24 protein-coding genes are annotated in these 22,356 nt (G+C 59.4%); 16 read left to right on the top strand and 8 right to left on the bottom strand.

Annotated features, from left to right (window positions below; genetic code table 11):
* Positions 1-185: 185 nt before the first annotated feature.
* From mtnC to aroC, 5 genes are all read right to left on the bottom strand, one after another.
* Entirely contained in the window at positions 186-869 is a 684-nt protein-coding gene (gene mtnC, locus AC1RJ3_RS16685) for an acireductone synthase (protein ID WP_493079532.1), read from the bottom strand.
* 4 nt (positions 870-873) lie between these two features.
* The gene (locus AC1RJ3_RS16680) at positions 874-1,419 is read right to left on the bottom strand and encodes a 1,2-dihydroxy-3-keto-5-methylthiopentene dioxygenase (RefSeq protein ID WP_054593491.1); all 546 of its coding nucleotides are present in this window, start codon (positions 1,417-1,419) and stop codon (positions 874-876) included.
* A gap of 99 nt (positions 1,420-1,518) precedes the next feature.
* Positions 1,519-2,139 (bottom strand): methylthioribulose 1-phosphate dehydratase, encoded by a 621-nt coding sequence (locus AC1RJ3_RS16675; RefSeq protein ID WP_429539832.1) that lies wholly within the window; start codon positions 2,137-2,139, stop codon positions 1,519-1,521.
* The gene (locus tag AC1RJ3_RS16670; protein ID WP_054593493.1) at positions 2,136-3,281 is read right to left on the bottom strand and encodes an MFS transporter; all 1,146 of its coding nucleotides are present in this window, start codon (positions 3,279-3,281) and stop codon (positions 2,136-2,138) included. The genes AC1RJ3_RS16675 and AC1RJ3_RS16670 overlap by 4 nt, the downstream gene beginning before the upstream one ends.
* Before the next feature lie 34 nt (positions 3,282-3,315).
* A complete protein-coding gene (gene aroC / locus AC1RJ3_RS16665; RefSeq protein ID WP_019693022.1) occupies positions 3,316-4,407 on the bottom strand; it encodes a chorismate synthase in 1,092 nt (363 codons plus the stop codon).
* A gap of 95 nt (positions 4,408-4,502) precedes the next feature.
* Between aroC and AC1RJ3_RS16660 the strand changes: the two genes are divergently transcribed.
* Both AC1RJ3_RS16660 and AC1RJ3_RS16655 read left to right on the top strand, forming a co-directional pair.
* Positions 4,503-5,516 (top strand): alpha/beta hydrolase, encoded by a 1,014-nt coding sequence (locus AC1RJ3_RS16660; RefSeq protein WP_081013690.1) that lies wholly within the window; start codon positions 4,503-4,505, stop codon positions 5,514-5,516.
* A gap of 99 nt (positions 5,517-5,615) precedes the next feature.
* Complete coding sequence (locus tag AC1RJ3_RS16655; RefSeq protein WP_103315808.1) at positions 5,616-6,407, top strand: hypothetical protein; 792 nt, start codon at positions 5,616-5,618, stop codon at positions 6,405-6,407.
* A 180-nt stretch (positions 6,408-6,587) separates the two neighbouring features.
* Here the strand turns inward: AC1RJ3_RS16655 and prmB are convergent, their stop codons facing one another.
* Positions 6,588-7,496, bottom strand: coding sequence for a 50S ribosomal protein L3 N(5)-glutamine methyltransferase (prmB, locus tag AC1RJ3_RS16650; protein WP_427541508.1), 909 nt, complete (start codon positions 7,494-7,496; stop codon positions 6,588-6,590).
* A gap of 237 nt (positions 7,497-7,733) precedes the next feature.
* Between prmB and AC1RJ3_RS16645 the strand changes: the two genes are divergently transcribed.
* From AC1RJ3_RS16645 to AC1RJ3_RS16625, 5 genes are all read left to right on the top strand, one after another.
* Positions 7,734-8,324 carry a cysteine hydrolase family protein gene (locus AC1RJ3_RS16645; RefSeq protein ID WP_103315806.1) on the top strand — a complete coding sequence of 197 codons (591 nt, stop codon included), beginning with the start codon at positions 7,734-7,736 and terminating at the stop codon, positions 8,322-8,324.
* 132 nt (positions 8,325-8,456) lie between these two features.
* Positions 8,457-8,777: a hypothetical protein gene (locus AC1RJ3_RS16640; RefSeq protein ID WP_493079531.1), complete on the top strand. Its 321-nt coding sequence runs from the start codon at positions 8,457-8,459 to the stop codon at positions 8,775-8,777.
* 75 nt (positions 8,778-8,852) lie between these two features.
* On the top strand, positions 8,853-9,410 hold the full coding sequence (locus AC1RJ3_RS16635) for a Smr/MutS family protein (RefSeq protein WP_019693028.1): 558 nt from the start codon (positions 8,853-8,855) through the stop codon (positions 9,408-9,410).
* A gap of 77 nt (positions 9,411-9,487) precedes the next feature.
* Positions 9,488-10,033: a GTP cyclohydrolase I FolE gene (gene folE, locus AC1RJ3_RS16630; protein ID WP_019693029.1), complete on the top strand. Its 546-nt coding sequence runs from the start codon at positions 9,488-9,490 to the stop codon at positions 10,031-10,033.
* Between the two features lie 102 nt (positions 10,034-10,135).
* Positions 10,136-10,507 (top strand): glutathione S-transferase N-terminal domain-containing protein, encoded by a 372-nt coding sequence (locus tag AC1RJ3_RS16625; protein WP_493079530.1) that lies wholly within the window; start codon positions 10,136-10,138, stop codon positions 10,505-10,507.
* Between the two features lie 194 nt (positions 10,508-10,701).
* On the opposite strand, the gene AC1RJ3_RS16620 is transcribed toward AC1RJ3_RS16625, so the two are convergent.
* Positions 10,702-11,868 (bottom strand): aminotransferase-like domain-containing protein, encoded by a 1,167-nt coding sequence (locus tag AC1RJ3_RS16620; RefSeq protein ID WP_493079529.1) that lies wholly within the window; start codon positions 11,866-11,868, stop codon positions 10,702-10,704.
* 82 nt (positions 11,869-11,950) lie between these two features.
* Between AC1RJ3_RS16620 and AC1RJ3_RS16615 the strand changes: the two genes are divergently transcribed.
* The 3 genes from AC1RJ3_RS16615 (at position 11,951) to AC1RJ3_RS16605 (ending at position 14,778) form a co-directional block, all read left to right on the top strand.
* Positions 11,951-12,385 carry a MarR family winged helix-turn-helix transcriptional regulator gene (locus tag AC1RJ3_RS16615; protein ID WP_347927709.1) on the top strand — a complete coding sequence of 145 codons (435 nt, stop codon included), beginning with the start codon at positions 11,951-11,953 and terminating at the stop codon, positions 12,383-12,385.
* A 351-nt stretch (positions 12,386-12,736) separates the two neighbouring features.
* Positions 12,737-14,086 carry an NCS2 family permease gene (locus tag AC1RJ3_RS16610; protein ID WP_493079528.1) on the top strand — a complete coding sequence of 450 codons (1,350 nt, stop codon included), beginning with the start codon at positions 12,737-12,739 and terminating at the stop codon, positions 14,084-14,086.
* Positions 14,087-14,151: 65 nt separating this feature from the next.
* Positions 14,152-14,778 (top strand): LysE family translocator, encoded by a 627-nt coding sequence (locus AC1RJ3_RS16605; RefSeq protein ID WP_054593504.1) that lies wholly within the window; start codon positions 14,152-14,154, stop codon positions 14,776-14,778.
* 212 nt (positions 14,779-14,990) lie between these two features.
* On the opposite strand, the gene uraH is transcribed toward AC1RJ3_RS16605, so the two are convergent.
* Positions 14,991-15,344 (bottom strand): hydroxyisourate hydrolase, encoded by a 354-nt coding sequence (uraH, locus tag AC1RJ3_RS16600; protein WP_095078352.1) that lies wholly within the window; start codon positions 15,342-15,344, stop codon positions 14,991-14,993.
* A 435-nt stretch (positions 15,345-15,779) separates the two neighbouring features.
* On the opposite strand from uraH, the gene puuE reads away from it, so the two are divergent.
* The 6 genes from puuE (at position 15,780) to AC1RJ3_RS16570 (ending at position 21,866) form a co-directional block, all read left to right on the top strand.
* Complete coding sequence (gene puuE, locus AC1RJ3_RS16595) at positions 15,780-16,706, top strand: allantoinase PuuE (protein WP_216742623.1); 927 nt, start codon at positions 15,780-15,782, stop codon at positions 16,704-16,706.
* Complete coding sequence (uraD, locus tag AC1RJ3_RS16590; protein WP_493079527.1) at positions 16,703-17,218, top strand: 2-oxo-4-hydroxy-4-carboxy-5-ureidoimidazoline decarboxylase; 516 nt, start codon at positions 16,703-16,705, stop codon at positions 17,216-17,218. Before puuE ends, uraD begins: the two co-directional genes overlap by 4 nt.
* Before the next feature lie 89 nt (positions 17,219-17,307).
* Positions 17,308-18,303: an allantoicase gene (gene alc / locus AC1RJ3_RS16585; protein ID WP_347927711.1), complete on the top strand. Its 996-nt coding sequence runs from the start codon at positions 17,308-17,310 to the stop codon at positions 18,301-18,303.
* 153 nt (positions 18,304-18,456) lie between these two features.
* A complete protein-coding gene (locus tag AC1RJ3_RS16580; protein ID WP_007898831.1) occupies positions 18,457-18,960 on the top strand; it encodes an ureidoglycolate lyase in 504 nt (167 codons plus the stop codon).
* 51 nt (positions 18,961-19,011) lie between these two features.
* Positions 19,012-20,319: a urate hydroxylase PuuD gene (locus AC1RJ3_RS16575; RefSeq protein ID WP_347927712.1), complete on the top strand. Its 1,308-nt coding sequence runs from the start codon at positions 19,012-19,014 to the stop codon at positions 20,317-20,319.
* 188 nt (positions 20,320-20,507) lie between these two features.
* Entirely contained in the window at positions 20,508-21,866 is a 1,359-nt protein-coding gene (locus AC1RJ3_RS16570) for a nucleobase:cation symporter-2 family protein (RefSeq protein WP_493079526.1), read from the top strand.
* Positions 21,867-22,356 lie beyond the last annotated feature (490 nt).

The following is a 22,356-nucleotide window of genomic DNA, read 5'->3' as shown; positions in this document are numbered from 1 at the left end:
GAACAAACTTAAGGGCCGAAGAGTTACACAGGGACAAGATTAAACAAGTAAGGAAAACCACAAACAGGCATGGCCGACTTATCAACAGGCAACTTCCTACACGTCCTACAGACGTGCGTTGGTCGTGATGTTAGTTCGTGATGGAAAGTCGGCTGACCGCGTGTGTTGCAGTCAGCCGTAGCGACTCAGAACGTGGCGGGATCGATCTGCGAAAAGCTGCTGACGTTCAGATGCCCGGCGAGCTCACCGCCATCACGTACCAGTCCGCAGGTGGCCATGCCGGCTTCACGGGCGGCATCCAGTTCTTGAACGATATCGGAGAGAAACAGGATCTGCGCAGACTCGCAGCCAATGGCTTGAGTAATGCGCTGATAGGACTGCGCCTCACGCTTGGGTCCCGAAGTGGTGTCGAAGTAGCCACTGAACAGCGGCGTCAAATCACCGGCCTCGGAGCAACCGAAGATCAGCTTCTGGGCCTGGATCGAACCGGACGAGTAAACGAACAGTTGATAACCGGCCTGATGCCAGCGTTTCAGCGCCTCGACTGCGTCCGGGTAAACATGCCCCTTCAACTGCCCGGCCTGATAACCCTGCTCCCAGACCATCCCTTGCAACGCCTTGAGTGGCGTGGCCTTGCGGTCTTCGGCAATCCAGCCCAGCAGGATTTCGATCACCCGCTCGACGTCAGCGCCAGGTTCGGCGCTGTCCTGGCGAACGGCGTCGATCTGCCGGGCTACGTCGGCCCGTTGCGCCTGCTGACGGACAAAGTCCGGCAAATGTTTGGCGGCGTAGGGAAACAGCACCTCGAACACAAAACTCACCGCGCTGGTGGTGCCTTCGATGTCGGTGAGAATGGCTTTGATCGTCATGCCATCAGTCCTCGAGACGCGGGAAGCGGCTGGCGATGTCGTCGCCGGTGAAGTTGGCCACCCAGCCTTCGGGGTTGTTGAACAGCCGAATCGCCACGAAGTGCGGGTGCTCGCCCATGTCAAACCAGTGTGCAGTACCGGCGGGCACCGAAATCAGGTCGTTTTTCTCGCAGAGCACGGCGTACACGTAGTCGTCGATGTGCAAAGTAAACAGGCCACGGCCCGCGACGAAAAATCGTACTTCGTCTTCGCCATGACGATGTTCTTCCAGAAACTTGGCACGCAATTCGGCTTTTTGCGGGTGATCGCTGTTCAGGCTGACCACGTCGACGGTGATGTAACCGCGCTCGGTCATCAATTGATCGATCTGCACCTGATAAGCGGCAATCACTTCTTCCTGGCTGGCACCGGGCTGGATCTTCGCCGCGGCTTGCCAACGGTCGAAGCGCACACCTTTTTCGGCCAGGGTCGAGGCGATATCGTCGAAGTGGGTCAGGACCTTGTTCGGCAGGTCCGGGCTTGAAACGTGGTAAACGGACAGGCTGCTCATGCTGGCAATTCCTCGTTAGCGGCGCTGCCGTCCGGCTTTTACAGACCGGTCAGGCAACGCGTTTCATCAGGCGGTTGGCGACTTCAGGTGAAGTAGGCCTTAACGGTTAATCAACGCGCGCATTTTCAGCTCGCATTCAAACAGGAACTCAAACGCTTCGATCTGCCGCAACGCATCGCTCATCTTCGGGCCCCAGGTGTAGAGGCCATGACCGCGAATCAGGTAACCGACACAGTCGGGATGGTCGTCGAGCCATGGCTGGACTTTGGACGCCAGGCGCTCGATATCCTGGTCGTTGTCGAAGATCGGCACCCGCACCTTGGACTCATGAGTCGAGATCCCACTGAAGGCTTTTTGCAGTTCGTAGTCTTCAAACGTAATGACCGGCCCCTGCAGCAGCCGCGACAACACCGTGGCATTGACCGAATGGGTGTGCAGCACCGCACCGATGTCGGCACGCCAATTATATAACTGGGTGTGCAGCAGGGTTTCGGCAGACGGCTTTTTGCCCGGTTCCAGGCTGCTGCCCGACATATCCGTGGCCAGCACGTCATCCATCCCCAACTGCCCTTTGTGTTTACCGGAAACGGTCAACAGGGCTTCAGTGGCCGACAGTCGCGTCGAATAGTTGCTGCTGGTGGCGGGCGACCAGCCTCGGCCATACAAAAAACGCCCGGCGTCGATGATTTGCTGGGCGAGCTGTTCACGGGTAAGGCTCATGGCCTGTCCTCTTGCATACGTGTGGCAATGATAACGGCTGCAGCGAACGCTGCGAGGCTGGCAATACTAAAGGTCAATGTAGCGCCCAGGGCATTCCAGCTGTAACCGGAATACAACGCGCCCAACGCTCCGCCGGTGCCGGCCAGTGCCGCGTACAACGCCTGGCCCTGCCCTTGCTGGCGTGCGCCGAAGCTACGTTGCACGAAATGGATGGCCGCGGCGTGAAAACTGCCGAAGGTCGCCGCGTGCAGAATCTGCGCAAACAGCAGCACCCACAGGAATTCGGCGAACGAGCCGAGCAGCAGCCAGCGTAACGCCGCCAGCAGGAAACTCGCCATCAACACCCGGCGTACCGAGAAGCGCCCAAGGATCTTGCTCATGAACAAAAACATCAGGACTTCGGCGACCACTCCCAACGCCCAGAGCATACCGATCACGCCGCGGCTGTAACCGAGGTGTTCAAGGTGCAGGGTCAGAAAAGTGTAATACGGCCCATGGCTCATCTGCATCAGTGCCACGCAGCCATAAAATGCCAACACGCCGGGGCTGCGCAGTTGCTTGAGAAAGCCCTCGCCCGCCAGCCGATTGCCTTGCGCCGGCTGGGCGTTCGGCACCCAGAGGCTGCTGATGATTATCCCGCCCATGATCACCACCAGCGTCACCGGGTAGATGTCCAGGCTCAACCATTCAAACAGCCGCCCCAACGCAACCACGGTGATGATGAAACCGATCGATCCCCACAAGCGGATCTGGCTGTAGCGCGAAGTCTGGCCCTGCAAATGCGCGAGGGTGATGACCTCGAACTGCGGCAATACCGCGTGCCAGAAGAATGCATGCAGCGCCATGACCATCGCCAGCCAGGCGTAGCTTTTGCTGACGAAGATCAGCGAAAAGGTCAGCAGCGTACAGATCGCGCCGAAGCGCACGATGGCCAGGCGCCGGCCGGTGTAGTCACCGAGCCAGCCCCAGATATTCGGTGCGACGCAGCGCATCAGCATCGGGATCGCCACCAGTTCGCCTATGCGCGCACTGGAAAACCCCAGGTGATCGAAGTACAGCGCCAGGAACGGCGCGGTCGAACCGAGCAAGGCGAAATAGAACAGATAGAAGCTGGACAACCGCCAGTATGGAAGCGCCGCCACGGCCGTCAGACCGCGGCGACGTCAGGGCATGGCTTCACAGCTGGCCCAGCACCGGAGTGCTGACGCGCACGTCGGCGTTTTGCCCACGATTGCGCAGCAAGTGGTCCATCAAGACGATGGCCATCATCGCTTCGGCAATCGGCGTGGCGCGGATGCCGACGCAAGGGTCATGACGGCCCTTGGTAACAACGTCCACCGGGTTGCCGTGGATATCGATCGAACGGCCCGGCGTGGTGATGCTCGACGTTGGCTTGAGTGCCAGGTGCGCAACGATCGGTTGCCCCGAAGAGATGCCGCCCAGAATCCCGCCCGCGTTGTTGCTGAGGAAACCTTCCGGGGTCATTTCGTCACGGTGTTCGGTGCCGCGTTGGGCGACACTGGCGAAACCGGCACCGATTTCCACGCCTTTCACCGCGTTGATGCTCATCAGCGCATGGGCCAGTTCGGCGTCGAGACGGTCGAAGATCGGTTCGCCGAGCCCAGGCTTCACGCCTTCGGCGACTACGGTGATCTTCGCGCCGACCGAATCCTGGTCGCGGCGCAATTGATCCATGTAGGCCTCAAGCTCTGGCACTTTGTCCGGGTCGGGGCTGAAGAAGGCGTTTTGCTCGACCGAGTCCCAGGTCTTGAACGGGATTTCGATAGGCCCGAGCTGGCTCATGTAGCCGCGAATGACGATGCCCTGGGTCGCCAGGTATTTTTTCGCAATCGCCCCCGCAGCCACACGCATGGCGGTTTCCCGCGCCGAGCTGCGACCACCGCCACGGTAATCGCGCTCGCCATATTTGTGGTGATAGGTGTAGTCAGCGTGGGCCGGGCGGAACAGGTCCTTGATCGCCGAGTAGTCCTTGGACTTCTGGTCGGTATTGCGGATCAGCAGGCCAATCGCGCAACCGGTGGTGCGGCCCTCGAACACGCCAGAGAGGATTTCGACTTCGTCGGCTTCCTGACGCTGGGTGGTGTGGCGGCTGGTGCCGGGCTTGCGGCGGTCCAGATCACGCTGCAAGTCTTCCAGGGACAGCTCAAGGCCCGGCGGGCAGCCGTCGACAATGGCGACCAACGCCGGACCATGGCTTTCGCCCGCGGTGGTGACAGTGAACAGCTTGCCGTAGGTATTGCCGGACATGCAGGGCGCTCCGTGAATTCGCTGAGTGACTCAACCTGAAAATGTAATGTCGGCGAGTATACGCAGGCTATCCAACTAGTTCATCCTCGAACCTTATCGGTGCCTGCAAGTCCAACCGACACCTTCTGAATGATGGCGTGATGATGCTGCGAGTTATTGCCTTGAGCCTTACCCTGTTTACTGGCCTGCTTTCCAATGCAGCCCAGGCCTCTGTTGTACTGCAACGGCCAATCAGTCTGGATACCGGCAGCGGTGAGCTTTTCGGCTCGATGTTGCTGCCAAAGTCCGACAGCCCGGTGCCGGTTGTGCTGATCATTTCCGGCTCGGGCCCGACTGATCGTAACGGCAATAACCCGGAAGGCGGCAACAACGACAGCCTCAAGCGCCTGGCCTGGGTGTTGGCCAAACACAACATCGCCAGCGTGCGTTACGACAAACGCGGCGTGGCGGCCAGCCTCGCAGCGACCCCGGATGAACGCAATCTGACCCTTGAGGCCTACGTTGCCGATGCCGTGGCCTGGGGCCAGAAACTCAAGTCCGACCCGCGTATGGGGCCATTGATTCTGCTCGGGCACAGTGAAGGTGCACTGGTGGCCACACTCGCCGCTCCGCAAGTCGATGCCGCCGCAGTAATCTCCGTGTCCGGTAGCGCCCGTCCGGTAGATCAGGTCTTGCGTCAACAATTGAGCAATCGAATGCCTCCCGATCTGCTGCTGCGCAGCAATGAGCTGCTGGACAGCCTCAAGGCCGGACATGTCGATGAACATGTTCCGACGCCGCTGCAGGTGATCTTCCGTCCCAGCGTGCAACCGTACCTGATCAGCCTGTTTCGCCAGGACCCGGCAGCGGCTTTCGCCAAATTGAAAATGCCGGCGCTGATCATCCAGGGCAGCAACGACATGCAGGTCGGTGTCGGTGACGCACAGATGCTCAAAGCGGCGAAACCGGATGCCCAACTGGCGCTGATCGAAGGCATGAACCACGTGATGCGTATCGTGCCCAATGACATCAAACGGCAATTGGCCTCCTACAAAGACCCGCAACTGCCCCTCGCTGTCGAACTCGGCTCGAGCATCCTGAGCTTTATTGACGGACTTCGCGCCAGTTAAGCCGGTTTTACCCTCCAGTCCTGGAAAAAACGGCCGATAAGCCTGTGTCGGCAGCCCATTGGCTGCCGCCAAGCAGGGCTTGGACAGGATCTCGCCGTTATGACTGATACCCAGAATTCACCCGACACTGCGCCGCAAACCACCGCCACTGAAGTGGTCGACCTGCCGTGGTCGGACGTCCAGGCCGAGCACCACAAGATGCTTCGCCTGGCGCCGCTGAAAACCGATCGAGCGACCGGTGGGCGGCCATTGCGCTTTGTCGAGTTCGGTTATGCCGAGCGCAACAGCAAAGAACGCAGCCTGCTGCGCATGAGCATTTCACTGCCCGGTCAACGGGTGCGCAAAGAACAGAACCACCTGGACGTCTGGGTCGATCATGAGAACCGTCGCGTGCACTTCGGTCCCGACAGCGGTCTGCAGATTGAACCGCTGAACCGTGGCATTGGCCGTTTTCTGGCCGCTCAAGGCATTACGTGGGCGAAGAAAAAGTGGTCGAGCTACACCGTCGACGGTGCTGACCTGAACAACAAGGACGCCCTCAACGAAGACACCCGCCTGCGCCGCGACCACTTCCTGCGCGTGCATGGCTTTGACGTGGTCTACGCCGACGCCCAGCATTTGAAGGGCAGCGTCAAAGAGGTAAAGGTCGGCGATCTGCTCGGCGACTGGAACTCCGAAAAACTGCAATTCGTGGAAATCCTCGAAGCCGCGCAGATGCTGCAGCAAGCCGAGCAGAATCTGGCGGAGCAGGAAGTCAAACTGCAAAAGCAGGAAGAGAAAGTCAGCAAATACAAACGCGAGGACACCGGGCTACGTTTCACCATCACCTGTCTGGTGGCGTTTTCGGTGTTCCAGGCGGGACTGCTGATCTGGATTGCTACGCACCGCTAAAAACCCGAGTTTGCTGTGGTTCTTGTGGCAAGGGAGCTTGCTGAGGCTCTTGTGGCGAGGGAGCTTGCTCCCGCTCGAGCGCGAAGCGCTCGCAATCCTGTTACCTCATCGTTGAGAAAACAAGGTCGGGGGCTGCTGCGCAGCCCAGCGGGAGCAAGCTCCCTCGCCACGTTCACCACATTAAACCCTGGCAGCGAACAACGCCTGATGCTGGCGGCATTGCTCGGCGCTGAGCATGAACACACCGTGACCGCCGCGCTCGAATTCCAGCCAGGCGAAATCGACTTCCGGGTACAACGCCTCGACGTGCACCTGGCTGTTGCCGACTTCAACGATCAGCAAGCCCTTCTCGGTCAGGTGATCCGCCGCTTCGGCGAGCATGCGCCGCACCAGGTTCAAACCATCGTCGCCACAGGCCAGACCCAGTTCGGGCTCATGCTGGTATTCGTCCGGCATGTCGGCAAAATCTTCGGCATCAACGTAAGGCGGGTTGGACACGATCAAGTCGAAACGCTGCCCTGGCAAACCGTCGAAGCCATCGCCCTGAACGGTGTACACGCGCTCATCGACGCCATGGCGCTCGATGTTCTGATTGGCCACTTCCAGCGCTTCGAAAGACAGGTCCGCCAACACCACTTCAGCGTTCTGGAACTCGTAGGCGCAGGCTATGCCGATGCAACCGGAACCGGTGCACAGGTCGAGAATCCGTGCAGGCTCGGCGCCCAGCCACGGCTCGAAACGTTTTTCGATCAGTTCGCCAATCGGCGAACGCGGAATCAATACACGCTCGTCAACGATGAACGACATCCCGCAGAACCAGGCTTCGCCCAACAGGTAAGCCGTCGGGATGCGCTCCTCGATTCGACGCTTGAGCAAGCGCTGCAGGTTGACCAGTTCGTCGTCTTCAAGACGGCAGTCCAGGTAGCTATCGGCGATTTCCCACGGCAGGTGCAACGCCCCCAACACCAGTTGACGGGCTTCGTCCCAGGCGTTGTCGGTCCCATGGCCGAAAAACAGATCCTCCCCATGAAAACGGCTGACAGCCCAACGAATGTGGTCGCGCAAGGTGCGCAGGCGGGAAGTGATCACGGGGCAAACTCCTGAAAAAACGACTGGCGATTCTAACAGCCTAAACCCGCCCCGACGACGCAAGAAAATCACCGGACGGATGTAGGATTGATCCTGATTTTCAGCTTTTGATTGAACATCTGCTCAGCTCTTGACAGGCTGCAGGCCAGCAACGACGGTGCCTACGATGGTAGCGATTCACAGAAGCGCTCAGCCAGAGGACAATGTCGCAAAAGCCCCACTCGAAGGAGCCCCAGAATGTCCGTTCCAAAAACGATGTTTCAACTCAGCGGTCGTGGTTACGCGCCGGCCAATCTGGCCCATGCGACGCTGGTGATCATCGATGCCCAGAAAGAATACTTGAGCGGCCCCCTGGCCCTTTCCGGCATGGACGCCGCCGTCGACAATATCAAGCAACTGCTCGCGGCTGCCCGCAAGGCGGGTCGGCCGATCGTCCATGTACGCCACCTCGGCACCGTCGGTGGCCTGTTCGACCCACAAGGCGAACGCGGTGAATTCATCCCGGGCCTTGAGCCACTGGCTGACGAAACTGTCATCGGTAAATTGCTGCCCAGTGCGTTCCACGGCACCCCGTTGGAAAAACGCCTGCAAGACCTCGGCTCGCTGGACCTGATCGTCTGCGGTTTCATGAGTCACTCCAGCGTCAGCACCACCGTGCGCGCCGCCAAGAACCTGGGCTTTCGCTGCACCCTGGTCGAAGACGCCTGTGCCACCCGGGACCTGCCTTTCAAAGGTGGCGTCCTCAGCGCCGAACATGTCCAGCAGACTGAAATGGCGATCATGGCCGACAATTTCGCGACCCTCGCCCAGACTCAGGAACTGATCTGATCAAGCGCTTGATGAGCGGCCAACGCAGCCGCTCATCCGCAAAAACCGCTCATTCCCCGCAATTGCCTTAGCCTCAGGAACCACCCGGTCAACTCCCGGTCGAAGGGCCGATACCCATTGAGGAAGGTCGGAATGAAGAAATCCGATGGTTTTGACGCTCGCCGCTTGCGGCCCAAAGGCCCGCGCAACTGGCGTTATCGTTTTGGTGCGGCATTTTCCGCGCTGCTGGCAACCCTCGGCGTGTTTCTGGCGCTGGCCGGTGCCGCCAGCCTGTTGGGCCACCCGCCGGCTCTTGGCGAGTTGAACACCAGCCCGGCCGGCGCCGCGGTGGTCTTGGCGCTTGGCCTGTTGCTGCTGTATGTCGGTGTCGCGTTGTGGCGTCGCTGCCGTCGCCGGATGCGCCAACCGCGTGAGCTGAACCTGGCTCCGCATTTGATGAAAAAACATGACTGAGTGGCGCGCGTTGCGTTTTGACGCGCCCGATTCACCTCGACTTGGGTAAACTGGCCGCCCTTCGCGGAGGCTGACATGCAAGACGACGATTTTTCCCTGTTCAAAAGCGCGATCCAAGGCGTCAAGCCGATCAAGCACGATCGCGCCGAAACCGGCAAACCCAAGGCTGACCGCGCGCACATCGCCAAGCTGCGTCAAGCCGCCACCGTGCGCACCGATGCCACCACCGTTGACGGTCTGTCCGATCAGTTCGTGATCGATGTCGGTCCGGAAGACGAGCTGATGTGGGCGCGTGACGGCGTGCAGGAAAGCCAGATGCGCAAGTTGAAGGTCGGGCAGATCCCGTTCGAAGGCAGCCTCGACCTGCACGGCATGACCGTCGAAAAAGCCCGCGAGACGCTGTGGGCTTTTCTCGCCGAAGCAACAAAATTCGAAATCCGCTGCGTGCGCGTGACTCACGGCAAGGCTGTACGCCTGGACGGCAAGCGGCCGATGATCAAAAGTCACGTCAACACGTGGCTGCGCCAGCATCCGCAGGTGCTTGGCTTCACCTCGTGCCAGGCCAGACACGGCGGTGCCGGAGCGGTTTATGTGATGCTCAAACGGACCATGATGGAAGGTCGCGACGAGTAAAGCTGATGCGCTACGCTTGCAGCGCCGTGTCCGCCGCCGTACCCTTGCCCTTTGCGTAAAATCCCACAGGTAGTTTCATGTCCCTGGAACAGAATTACACGGCGATCCTCGGCCAGCTTGGCGAAGACGCCACCCGCGAAGGTCTGCTCGACACGCCGAAGCGTGCCGCCAAAGCCATGCAGTACCTTTGCCGCGGTTATGAGCAGACGCTCGAAGAAGTCACCAACGGTGCCTTGTTCAGCTCCGACAACAGCGAAATGGTGCTGGTCAAGAACATCGAGCTCTACTCGTTGTGCGAACACCACTTGCTGCCATTCATCGGCAAGGCCCACGTGGCCTATATCCCGAGTGGCAAGGTGCTGGGCCTGTCGAAAGTCGCGCGGATCGTCGATATGTACGCCCGCCGCCTGCAGATCCAGGAAAACCTTAGCCGGCAGATCGCCGAGGCTGTCCAGCAAGTGACTGGCGCCCTGGGCGTGGCGGTGGTGATCGAAGCCCAGCACATGTGCATGATGATGCGCGGTGTAGAGAAACAGAACTCGTCGATGATCACCTCGGTGATGCTTGGTGAGTTCCGCGAAAACGCGGCGACCCGCAGCGAGTTTCTCAGCCTGATCAAGTAATCGCTGTACGAAGAAAACCGGCATTCATCGCCGGTTTTTTTTCGCCTGTGAAAAATCAGGTAAGCTGCGCGCCTTTCTTCATTCGCCCGTGAGGCTTATACCGTGTTAGTAAAAGCGCTTCGTGTCGGCCTCGGCCAGCTGATCATTTTCATCGACTTCCTCACCCGCCCGAGCAAAAAGAAGCGCCCCGCTGCCGCTCAGGCCCAGGTCGAAAACGTAGCGAAAGGCCTGACGCTGTATCAGTTCCACGCCTGCCCGTTCTGTGTGAAAACCCGCCGCACCCTGCGCCGCCTGAATGTGCCGGTGGCTTTGCGTGATGCGAAGAACAACGAACAGGATCGCCAAACCCTGCTTGAGCAAGGCGGCAAGATCAAGGTGCCGTGCCTGCGTATCGAAGAGAATGGCCAGACTACCTGGATGTATGAATCCAAGGTGATCATTGATTATCTGGACAAGCGCTTCGCGACAGCCTGATGGTTTTGTGGTGTTTTTGAGGGCGCTATCGCGGGCAAGCCTTGCTCCTACAAAGGCAGCGGTGATCACAACATTTGCGGACGCCCCTCATCCGTAGGAGCAAGGCTTGCCCGCGATGAGGCCCGCACAGATACCGTAAAACTCAGAAAAAATAAACCGGCTCATTCGCCGGTTTATTGGTTTTTAACCTTCCCTCACGCAGCCTGAGCAGCCTGTGCCTGACGCACTACTCCAGCCAATCGTTTAAGCCCTTCGTCCAGCCGCGCCGGATCGATGTGGCTGAAGTTCAGCCGCAGATGCCCCGGATTGTTGTCCGGTTCAGAGAAGAACGGCTCCCCCGGCATAAAGGCCACGTTCTGCGCCAACGCCTCGTTCAGCAAGGTCCGGGTGTCCAATGGCTGCTTCAGGATCAACCAGAAAAACAGCCCGCCTTGCGGTACACTCCACTCGGCCAGATCGCAGAAATGGGTTTCCAGTGCCAACTGGAAGGCGTCACGCCGAACCCGGTAGAAGTCCCGCAGCTCACTCAGGTGATCGCGAAACTTCTCGCTGCCAATCCATTGCAACGCCTGCCATTGGCCAACACGGTTGGTGTGCAAGTCAGCCGATTGCTTGAGTCGCAGCAGGTGCGGGAACAGGTCCGGGCTGGCGATCAAATAGCCGACGCGCAAGCCAGGCAGCAAGGTCTTGGACACGGTGCCGGTGTAGATCCAGCTGGCCTTCTTCAAGCGACTGACGATGGGCGTCGCGCTGCCGCCATCAAAGGTCAGTTCACGGTAGGGTTCGTCTTCGATCAGGGTCACGCCGAATTCATCGAGCAACGCTGCCACTGCATCGCGCTTGGCTTCGCTGTAGCGCACGGCCGAGGGGTTCTGGAACGTCGGGATCAGATAGATGAACGCCGGGTGATGTTTTTCCAGGCGCGCGCGCAGCTCATTCAGGTTCGGGCCGTCAGCCTCCAGCGGCACGGTCAGACAGTCAGCGCCGAACAGCTGGAAGATTTGCAGCGCCGCCAGATAGGTCGGCGCTTCGAGCATGATCTCGGTGCCTTTGTCGATGTACAGCTTGGCCGCCAGATCCAGGGTTTGCTGGGAGCCGCTGACCACCAACACCTGACTCGCCTCACACGGTACGCCCAAGGCCCGGGCCTCAGCCGCCAGCGCTTCGCGTAATGCCGGTTCGCCTTCGCTCATGCCGTATTGGCCCATGGACAACGGCATGTCAGCCCACTCGACCTTCGGCAGCATGGCTTCGGCAGGCAGGCCACCGGCAAACGACATCACTTCCGGGCGCTGAGCCGCGGCAAGGATTTCACGAATCAAAGAACTTTTAAGGCGCGAGACACGTTCGGAAAAAGCCATGGGGGTCACCGGTAGCGAAGGCCAAGGAAATTAAGTCAAACTACTTGACCGAAATTACGACAGCGCGAGCAGATACGTCAATATGCTTGACCTTAAAAACCAAAGCACCCAGCAAACCGCCATGGAAGCGTTCTTCTTCGGCTACCAGGCCTTTACTGCCAAAGCCGACGAAATGCTTGAGCGGCGCGGTTTGAGCCGCGTGCATCAGCGCATCGTGTTTTTCATCGCCCGCTACCCAGCCCTGAGCGTCAAGGAATTGCTCGCACTACTCGGTGTGAGCAAGCAGGCGCTGAACATTCCGCTGCGTCAGTTGGTGGAAATGCACCTGGTGGACAGCGTGGCGTCAGCGACCGACAAGCGTAAACGCCTGCTGGAGCTGACCGTCGACGGCGCGCGGTTCGAGGAGTCGCTGCGGCGTGAGCAAGTGAAATTGCTTGAGCGAGTGTTTGCCGAGGCTGGCGAGGCGGCGGTGGATGGCTGGTTGGCGGTGAACAAAGCGCTGGGCGAAAACCGCTAAACCACGCTTTCGTAGCAGCTGGCGAAGCCTGCGTTCGGCTGCGAAGCAGTCGTAGGGTTCCCCCCGATAAACCATAGAGTTGAGTTGGATTTTACGACCGCTGCGCGCTCGAACGCAGGCTTCGCCAGCCGCTACGGAACAGCCCTATCCCCTGCATATAGCTTTCTCTCCAGACTTTTCGTCTACAAAATCAAAAACATTATTTGCTTTATTTGTATACAAAAGCATAATCCGTTTCGTGCGAGTTCCTGACCAAGCGGTCAACAAATTCGCAAGTACCTCAAAGAGCCGCTGCCCACCTCATGTGTCCGGCTCTGGAAATAACAATAAAACTCTTGAGGAGTACTCGCTGTGGAAAGCCGCAAATCCGAAGCCTCGACGCTGGAACTCTCGCCGCCGTTACGCAATGGCTGGCTGGAGCGCATTTTTAAACTCAGCTTGCATGGCACCACGGTGAAGACCGAGTTGATCGCAGGTATTACCACCTTCATCACCATGGCCTACATCATCTTCGTCAACCCCAACATCATGGCGGACGCCGGGATCGACCACGGCGCCGCCTTCGTCGCGACTTGCATCGCGGCTGCGCTCGGTTGCCTGTTGATGGGTCTGTACGCCAACTGGCCCGTCGGCCTCGCGCCAGGCATGGGCTTGAACGCCTTCTTTACCTACACCGTAGTCGGCACCATGGGTTACCACTGGGAAGCGGCACTGGGCGCGGTGTTCATTTCCGGTGTGCTGTTCATGTTCCTGACGCTATCGCGCGTACGGGAATGGCTGCTCAACAGTATTCCGGTGAGCTTGCGCTTCGCCATGGGCGCAGGCGTTGGCTTGTTCCTGGGGATCATCGGCCTGAAAACCGCCGGTATCATCGTCGCCAGCCCGGCCACGCTGATCAAGCTGGGCAATCTGCGTGACCCTGGTCCGCTGTTGGCCGCCGTCTGCTTCCTGATGATTGCCGTACTCAGTTACCACCGCGTGTTCGGTGCAATCCTGATCAGCATCATCGCCGTAACTCTCGCCGGTTGGGGTCTGGGCCTGGTGCACTACAGCGGCATCATGTCGACCCCGCCGAGCCTGGCACCGACCTGGATGGCCATGGACATCGCCGGCGTGTTCAACGTCAGCATGATCAGCGTGGTGCTGGCGTTCCTCTTCGTGCACATGTTCGATACCGCCGGGACCTTGATGGGCGTGGCGCAACGGGCAGGTTTGGTCGGCAAGGACGGGAAGATCGAAAACCTCTCCCGAGCATTGAAAGCAGACAGTGCGTCGAGCGTGTTCGGGGCGATGGTCGGTGTGCCGCCAGTCACCAGTTACGTGGAAAGTGCCGCGGGTGTGGCCGCCGGTGGTCGTACCGGTCTTACCGCAGTGACCGTAGGTGTGCTATTTATTGCTGCGATGTTCTTCGCGCCGCTGGCTGGCATGATCCCCGCTTACGCCACCGCCGGTGCGCTGATCTACGTGGCCATGCTGATGATGAGCGGCCTGGAGCACATCAAATGGAGTGAAGCCACCGACAGCATTCCGGCGATCGTCACGGCCATCATGATGCCGCTGACCTTCTCGGTTGCCGACGGTATCGCGCTGGGCTTTATCACCTACGTGGTGCTCAAGGCCGGTACGGGTAAACACAAGGAAATTTCCATCAGTCTTTGGGTGCTGTGCGCGATCTTTATCGCCAAGTTCATTTTCTTGTAAGCGGTACGCGTTTCAAACCAGCCTCACCCCGTCGGGTGGGGCTTTTGCACATAGGGAGGAAAGTGATGAGTCTGGAAACCTGGCTGCTGTTCAGCGGCGCTGCACTGGTGGTGATCCTGATCCCGGGGCCACTGTCGTTGCTGATGATCAGCAACAGTCTGAATTATGGTCTGCGGCGTTCTTACCCGGCGTTTCTCGGCGGCGTATTTGCCTCGATCTGCCTGCTGAGCGCATCGGCATTGGGTCTGGGCGCCCTGCTGCTGGCTTCGGAGCAACTCTTCAGTGCGCTGAAGATTGTCGGCGCGCTGTACCTGTTCTACCTCGCCTGGCAAAGCTGGCAGCAATCGCGCCAGCCATCGGTCGGCGCCGAAGTGCCCCAGACCGCGCCGACACCGCGCTTTCGTGCACTGTTCGGGCGCGCGTTCGTGCTGGGTGCCAGCAACCCGAAAGACATTCTGTTCTTCGCCGCCTTCCTGCCGCAGTTCTTGAGCGCACAGCAACCCTTCCTGCCGCAGTTGCTGATCATGATCGCCACCTGGACCGTGCTGGATCTGTGCTGCAAGGTGGCCTACGGCCTCGGTGCGCATGGTGCGGCGCGGTATCTGCGCAGCGGCAAGGGCCAGAGCTGGTTCAACCGGATCAGTGCCGGGCTGTTCAGTGGCGCGGGTGCTGCCTCCCTGTTGAGCCGCTAAAAGCATCGCGGGCAAGCCTTGCTCCTACAGATTTATGTCGTTCGTAAATATCGAGAACAACTCAAGATCTGTAGGAGCAAGGCTTGCCCGCGATGGCGTCATCCCAGACTCTACATTTCTCAAGACGAAAAAAAGCCCGCAGTGTGAGCGGGCGAAAGACCAAAGAAGCTATATGCGCAGTCGCTTCTGAGAAAGATAGCTGAGGGAAAGTCCTAGCTTCCTCTGTAGGTCGAATAGCTGTAGGGCGAAATCAACAATGGCACATGGTAGTGATCCTGCTCTGCCGAGATGCCGAAGCGCAGCACCACCACATCCAGAAAGGCCGGCTCCGGCAGCTGTACACCGCGCGCGCGGTAGTAATCGCCGGCATGAAACTGCAGCTGATAAACCCCGGAACGGTAGTCATCGCCTTGCAACAAGGGTGCGTCGCAACGGCCGTCGCTGTTGGTCAGTGCACTGGCGACCAATTCCAGCTGCGAACCCTCAACGCGGTACAACTCGACCTTGATCGAGCTGCCCGGGCAACCGTGTGCTGCGTCCAAAACGTGTGTAGTCAAACGTCCCATTGATTCTGCGCGCCTGCCTGCGTTTCAGCAGCCAGGCCTCGCGCCTCCCGGAGTCAGTTAAAAAGGAGACCGCACCTTTTCGGAGCACGAAAAGCGGCGGCAAGCGACTGATTAAGACACTTTTTAAAAAAATTGTACACAATAAAAACGACATTTTTACCACAGCACTCGCCGTCCATGGTTTCTCGGCGAATCTGACGCTGAACCATAAGATCAGAGGACCTTCCATCCATTAGCTGACCACTCAGGCAGGTTTCTTGCAGCCCCCTGAAAAGATGACAGTTGATGAAAAATGCAAAAAATCAGGCTTACAAAGTGAATATAAAGTTGTATACAATCAGTCCATCGCTGTGACGCCAGCCTGTCACCTCACCTTCAGGCCGCCACACACCCCTTATCGCGAATAAGTAACCCCGAATAAGAAGGAAGACTGCAGTGAGCGCTGACTACCCACGCGACCTGATCGGTTACGGCAGTAACCCTCCCCACCCACACTGGCCGGGCAATGCCCGCATTGCCTTGTCCTTCGTGCTCAATTACGAGGAAGGCGGCGAGCGCAACATCCTGCACGGCGATAAAGAGTCGGAAGCCTTCCTCTCGGAAATGGTCTCGGCGCAGCCGTTGCAAGGCGAGCGCAACATGAGCATGGAGTCGCTGTACGAGTATGGCAGCCGTGCCGGCGTCTGGCGGATCCTCAAGCTGTTCAAGGAATTCGACATTCCGCTGACCATCTTCGCCGTGGCCATGGCCGCCCAGCGCCACCCGGACGTGATCCGCGCCATGGTTCAAGCCGGCCACGAGATTTGCAGCCATGGCTATCGCTGGATCGACTACCAGTACATGGACGAAGCACAGGAACGCGAGCACATGCTCGAAGCGATCCGCATCCTCACCGAAATCAGCGGCGAGCGCCCGCTGGGCTGGTACACCGGCCGTACCGGGCCGAACACCCGTCGGCTGGTGATGGAAGAAGGCGGCTTCCTGTACGACTGCGATACCTACGACGACGACCTGCCGTACTGGGAGCCGAACAACCCGACCGGCAAGCCGCACCTGGTGATTCCGTACACCCTGGACACCAATGACATGCGCTTCACCCAGGTTCAGGGTTTCAACAAGGGCGACGATTTCTACCAGTACCTCAAGGACGCGTTCGACGTGCTTTACGCCGAAGGTGCCGAATCGCCAAAAATGCTCTCCATCGGTTTGCACTGCCGCCTGATCGGTCGCCCTGCCCGCCTGGCCGCACTCAAGCGGTTTATCGAATACGCAAAAAGCCATGAGCAGGTCTGGTTCAGCCGCCGGGTCGATATTGCCCGCCACTGGCACGCAACCCATCCGTACCCAGGGGCTTCGAAATGACTGCTTTCCAAACCCTGAAGCCATCGACCTTGAGCCGCGACGCCTTCGTCAACGCCTTCGCCGACATCTACGAACATTCGCCATGGGTCGCCGAAAAAACCTTCGACTTGGGCCAGGACGCGGCAATCGACGAGATTGAAACCCTGCACCAGCGCATGAGCGATATCCTGCTCTGTGCCGATCACGCCAGCCAGCTGGCCTTGATCAACGCTCACCCGGACCTGGCCGGTAAAGCCGCCATCCAGGGCCAACTGACCGAAGCCAGTACCAACGAGCAAGCTGGCGCCGGTATTCACCAATGCACGAGCGAAGAGTTCCAGCGCTTCACCGAGTTGAACGACGCCTACAAAGCCAAGTTCAAGTTTCCCTTCATCATGGCGGTAAAAGGCAGCAACCGGCATCAGATCCTCGCTGCGTTCGAAACGCGCATTCACAACTCGGCAGACACCGAATTCAAATGCGCGCTGGCGGAGATCAACAAGATTGCGCTGTTCCGATTACTGACTCTTTAGCGAACATGACCCGAGCGTGAATGAACGTGAAAAACGCCCAGGGCCCTGCAAGCATCCCAAGCCACTTCAATTAAAGGCAGACAAGAAGAATGAAAGCTTACGCCGTACCTTTCGAGAAGTTCGTCAACCTGGCCGACGCCCGCCTGGGCACCAAAATCATCTCGGTCACCGATGACTGGTTCGCTGATGCCAACCGCCTGTTCCAGCCAACCCCGGCCGTATGGAAAGAAGGCGTGTTCGATGACAACGGCAAGTGGATGGATGGCTGGGAATCGCGCCGCAAGCGCTTCGAAGGCTACGACAGCGCGGTGATCCGTCTCGGCGTGCCAGGCTCGATCAAGGGCGTGGACATCGACACTTCATTCTTCACCGGCAACTACCCGCCATCTGCCTCCCTGGAAGCCTGCTTCGTGGCCTCCGGCGAGCCGACTGAAACCACTCAGTGGGTTGAAGTGCTGTCGGCCGTCGAGCTGCAAGGCAACAGCCACCACTACCACGAAATCAACAACGACCAGGCCTTCAGCCACCTGCGCTTCAACATCTACCCGGACGGCGGTGTCGCCCGTCTGCGCGTGTACGGCATTCCGTACCGCGACTGGTCGACGGTTGGCGACAACGAGCAAATTGACCTGGCCGCAGCCCTGAACGGCGGTCGCGCCCTGGCTTGCTCCGACGAACACTTCGGTCGCATGAGCAACATCCTCAACCCGGGTCGCGGCATCAATATGGGCGATGGCTGGGAAACCGCACGTCGTCGCACTCCGGGCAATGACTGGGTCATCGTCGCGCTGGGCCACCCGGGCGAGATCGAAAAAATCATCGTCGACACCCTGCACTTCAAGGGCAACTACCCGGACACCTGCTCGATCCAGGGCGCGTTCGTCAAGGGCGGCACCGACAGCCAGATCGAAACCCAGTCGCTGTTCTGGCGCGAATTGCTGCCAGCGCAGAAACTGGAAATGCACGCCGAACACACCTTCGCCGAGCAGATCAAGGCCCTGGGCCCGATCACCCACATCCGTCTGAACGTGTTCCCGGACGGTGGCGTGAGCCGCTTGCGTGTACTAGGCAAAGTCGCGAAATAAGCGCTGAACCTGTGGCGAGGGAGCACGCTCGCGCTGGGCTGCGAAGCGGCCCCGCTCTTTGTTTAAAAAGAATCGGGACTGCTGCGCAGTCCAGCGGGAGCAAGCTCCCTCGCCACAATAAACAACACAGAATTTTGGATTAAGAAGACCAGCATGCGCACATTGACGATTGAACCGCTGACCAAAGAAGCCTTCGCCCCTTTCGGTGACGTGATCGAAACCGATGGCAGCGATCACTTCATGATCAACAACGGTTCGACCATGCGCTTTCACAAACTGGCGACGGTGGAAACCGCCACGCCAGAAGACAAGGCGATCATCAGCATCTTCCGCGCCGACGCGCAGGACATGCCGCTGACCGTCTGCATGCTGGAGCGCCATCCGCTGGGCAGCCAGGCTTTCATTCCGCTGCTCGGCAACCCCTTTCTGATCGTGGTCGCGCCACTTGGCGATGAACCTGTATCAGGCTTGGTCCGCGCCTTCGTCACCAACGGCAGGCAGGGCATTAATTACCATCGCGGCGTTTGGCACCACCCGGTGCTGACGATCGAAAAGCGGGATGACTTCCTGGTGGTTGATCGCAGTGGCACAGGCAATAACTGCGATGAGCATTTTTTCAAAGAGGATGAGCGTTTGATCCTCGCCCCCCACCAATAAGAGAAGGTCTGATCACTCGACAACAAGAGTGACAGGCGAGAGGTAAAGACTGTGGAAGCACATCTGTTGGAATGGCTGAACCTGAGCGTGCGCTGGGTTCACATGATCACTGGCGTGGCCTGGATCGGCGCGTCGTTCTACTTTGTCTGGCTGGAAAACAACCTCAATCGGGTCAACCCGAAAAACGGCCTGGCGGGCGATCTCTGGGCAATTCACGGTGGCGGGATCTACCACCTGGAGAAATACAAACTGGCCCCACCGACCATGCCGGACAACCTGCACTGGTTCAAATGGGAAGCCTACTTCACCTGGATGTCGGGGATCGCGCTGCTGTGCGTGGTGTTCTACTCCAACCCGACGCTGTACCTGCTGGCACCGGGCAGCAGCCTGAGCGGACCGGAAGGCGTGGCCATCGGTCTTGGCTCGTTGTTCATCGGCTGGTTCATCTACTCGTTCCTGTGCGACTCGGCCCTGGGTAAACGCCCTGCCCTGCTCGGGTTCATTCTGTTCGTGCTGATCATTGGCGCCGCTTACGGCTTCAGCAAAGTGTTCAGCGGTCGCGGTGCGTACCTGCATGTTGGCGCCATCATCGGCACCATCATGGTCGGTAACGTGTTCCGCATCATCATGCCGGCCCAACGGGCACTGGTGGCGGCCATCGCCGAGAACCGCACGCCGGATCCGGCACTGCCAGCCAAGGGTTTGCTGCGTTCACGGCACAACAACTACTTCACCTTGCCGGTACTGTTCATCATGATCAGCAACCACTTCCCGAGCACTTACGGCAGCCAGTACAACTGGTTGATCCTGGCCGGGATCGCGGTACTCGCGGTGTTGGTGCGTCACTATTTCAACACCCGCCACGAAAGCCACAAGTTCGCCTGGACCCTGCCTGTCGCGGCAGTAGGCATGATCTGCCTGGCCTACGTCACCGGCCCAGCGCCGATGAACACCCCGGAAGTGGCCAAGGCACCGGCGAAGATCGAGTACCAACCGCTGCCCGAAACCGCCCTCGGCGGTGGCGCCAAACCCGCTGAAGCAGCACCAGCCGCTCCGGCCGCCGCTGCGGCACCGGCGCAAGCTTCGACGGCAAGCGGTCCGGACTTCAGCAAGGTACACAGCGTGATTCAGGAACGTTGTGCGGTCTGCCATTCGGCCAAACCGACCAGCCCGCTGTTCAGCGCGGCACCCGCTGGCGTGATGTTCGATACCCCGCAACAGATCCAGCAATTGGCCCCGCGGATCCAGGCCCAGGCTGTCGCCAGCCAGATCATGCCGTTGGGCAACATCACGCAGATGACCCAGCAGGAACGTGACCTGATCGGCGCCTGGATCAATCAGGGAGCCCGAACCAATTAAGCAATACAAAAGCCTGTGACAAGCAGGCTTTTGTGGCGAGGGAGCTTGCTCCCGCTGGACTGCGCAGCAGTCCCCTTTCTTCCTGGAGAAAAGCGGGGCCGCTTCGCGACCCAGCGGGAGCAAGCTCCCTCGCCACAGGTCCACCTGATGCACAAAATCACAAGAATAAAAAAGATCCGAGGTGTTGCATGTCCGTGTCATCCGAAGCACGCATCCCCGACGCACCCGCGATTCAACGACTGCCGCTGTTGCAACTGATTCTGGTCGGCCTGCAACACGTTCTGCTGATGTACGGCGGAGCCATCGCGGTGCCACTGATCATCGGACAGGCCGCTGGCCTGAGTCGTGAAGAAATCGCCTTCCTGATCAACGCCGACCTGCTGGTCGCCGGCATCGCAACCGTCGTGCAATCACTGGGTATCGGTCCCATGGGCATTCGCATGCCGGTGATGATGGGCGCCAGTTTCGCGGCGGTCGGCAGCATGGTAGCAATGGCTGGCATGCCTGGCATCGGCCTGCAAGGGATCTTCGGCGCGACCATCGCCGCCGGGTTCTTCGGCATGCTCATCGCGCCGTTCATGTCCAAGGTGGTGCGGTTCTTCCCGCCGCTGGTGACCGGCACGGTCATCACCTCGATCGGTTTGTCGCTGTTCCCCGTGGCCGTGAACTGGGCGGGTGGCGGCAACGCTGCCGCGCAATTCGGCTCCCCCGTCTACCTGACCATCGCCGCGCTGGTGCTGGGCACCATCTTGCTGATCCACCGCTTCATGCGCGGTTTCTGGGTGAACATTTCGGTACTGATCGGCATGGGCCTGGGTTACATCCTCTGCGGCCTGATCGGCATGGTCGACCTCAGCGGCATGGCGCAGGCGCCGTGGGTGCAAATCGTCACCCCGCTGCATTTCGGCATGCCGCAATTCCATCTCGCGCCGATCCTTTCAATGTGTCTGGTGGTGGTGATCATCTTCGTCGAGTCCACCGGAATGTTCCTCGCCCTGGGCAAGATTACCGGCCAGGAAGTCTGCCCACGGATGCTCCGCCGCGGTTTGCTGTGTGATGCCGGCGCGTCATTCTTCGCCGGGTTCTTCAACACGTTCACCCATTCCTCGTTTGCCCAGAATATCGGCCTGGTGCAAATGACCGGCGTGCGCTGCCGCTCGGTGACCATCGTTGCCGGTGGCTTGCTGGTGGTACTGAGCCTGCTGCCCAAAGCGGCCTTTCTGGTGGCATCGATTCCACCGGCGGTACTCGGCGGCGCGGCGATTGCGATGTTCGGCATGGTCGCGGCTACCGGGATCAAGATTCTCCAGGAAGCCGACATCGCCGACCGTCGCAACCAATTGCTGGTGGCGGTGAGTATCGGCATGGGGCTGATCCCGGTGGTTCGTCCGAAATTCTTCGCCCACTTGCCGTTGTGGATGAGCCCGATCACCCACAGCGGCATTGCCATGGCGACCCTCAGCGCCCTCTCGTTGAACCTGCTGTTCAACATCCTCGGCGGCGCAGAACGAGCCACCAACAACGAGTGCCACGCTCATCAGCACTGACGGATAAGCGGACGGTCCGCCCGTCCTTCCATCGTTATCCGGTTTCACCCGTGACACGAAATACCCGCATGACAGACCGGCCGGCGATACGTCCGGTCGCCGTCAGCGGCTGTCTGCGCCTTAACAATAAAAACATTCGAGGAGCAACACAGTGACAAACTTGATAGCGGCGCTCCGTTGCGGGGCGCTTGAGCCATGGTGCGCGAGTCAGTATTCTCCGAGGCCGCCTGAATCGGCTCTAAAAAAAAGCCCGGGATTAATTCCTGACCAGATAGCCAGCTTATCCAGGCTCTTGACGGTCACGCGGCACACTCCAATAAAAACCGAACGGACGCTTGATCGACTGTTTCCGAACAGCCGAGCAGGCATTCTTTCGCGTTCTAAAAGCCTTGACTCAGCGCTCGCCGGAGCGCTGAAACCGACCGACCGGATGATCGTTTACAGCAACGAAAAACAGGCGCCACAGCAGAGCGCCGACTTAAAAAAAAAC

Source organism: Pseudomonas sp. GW822-FHT04C11, assembly GCF_058800905.1.
This window is presented reverse-complemented; position numbering and strand designations above follow the sequence as displayed.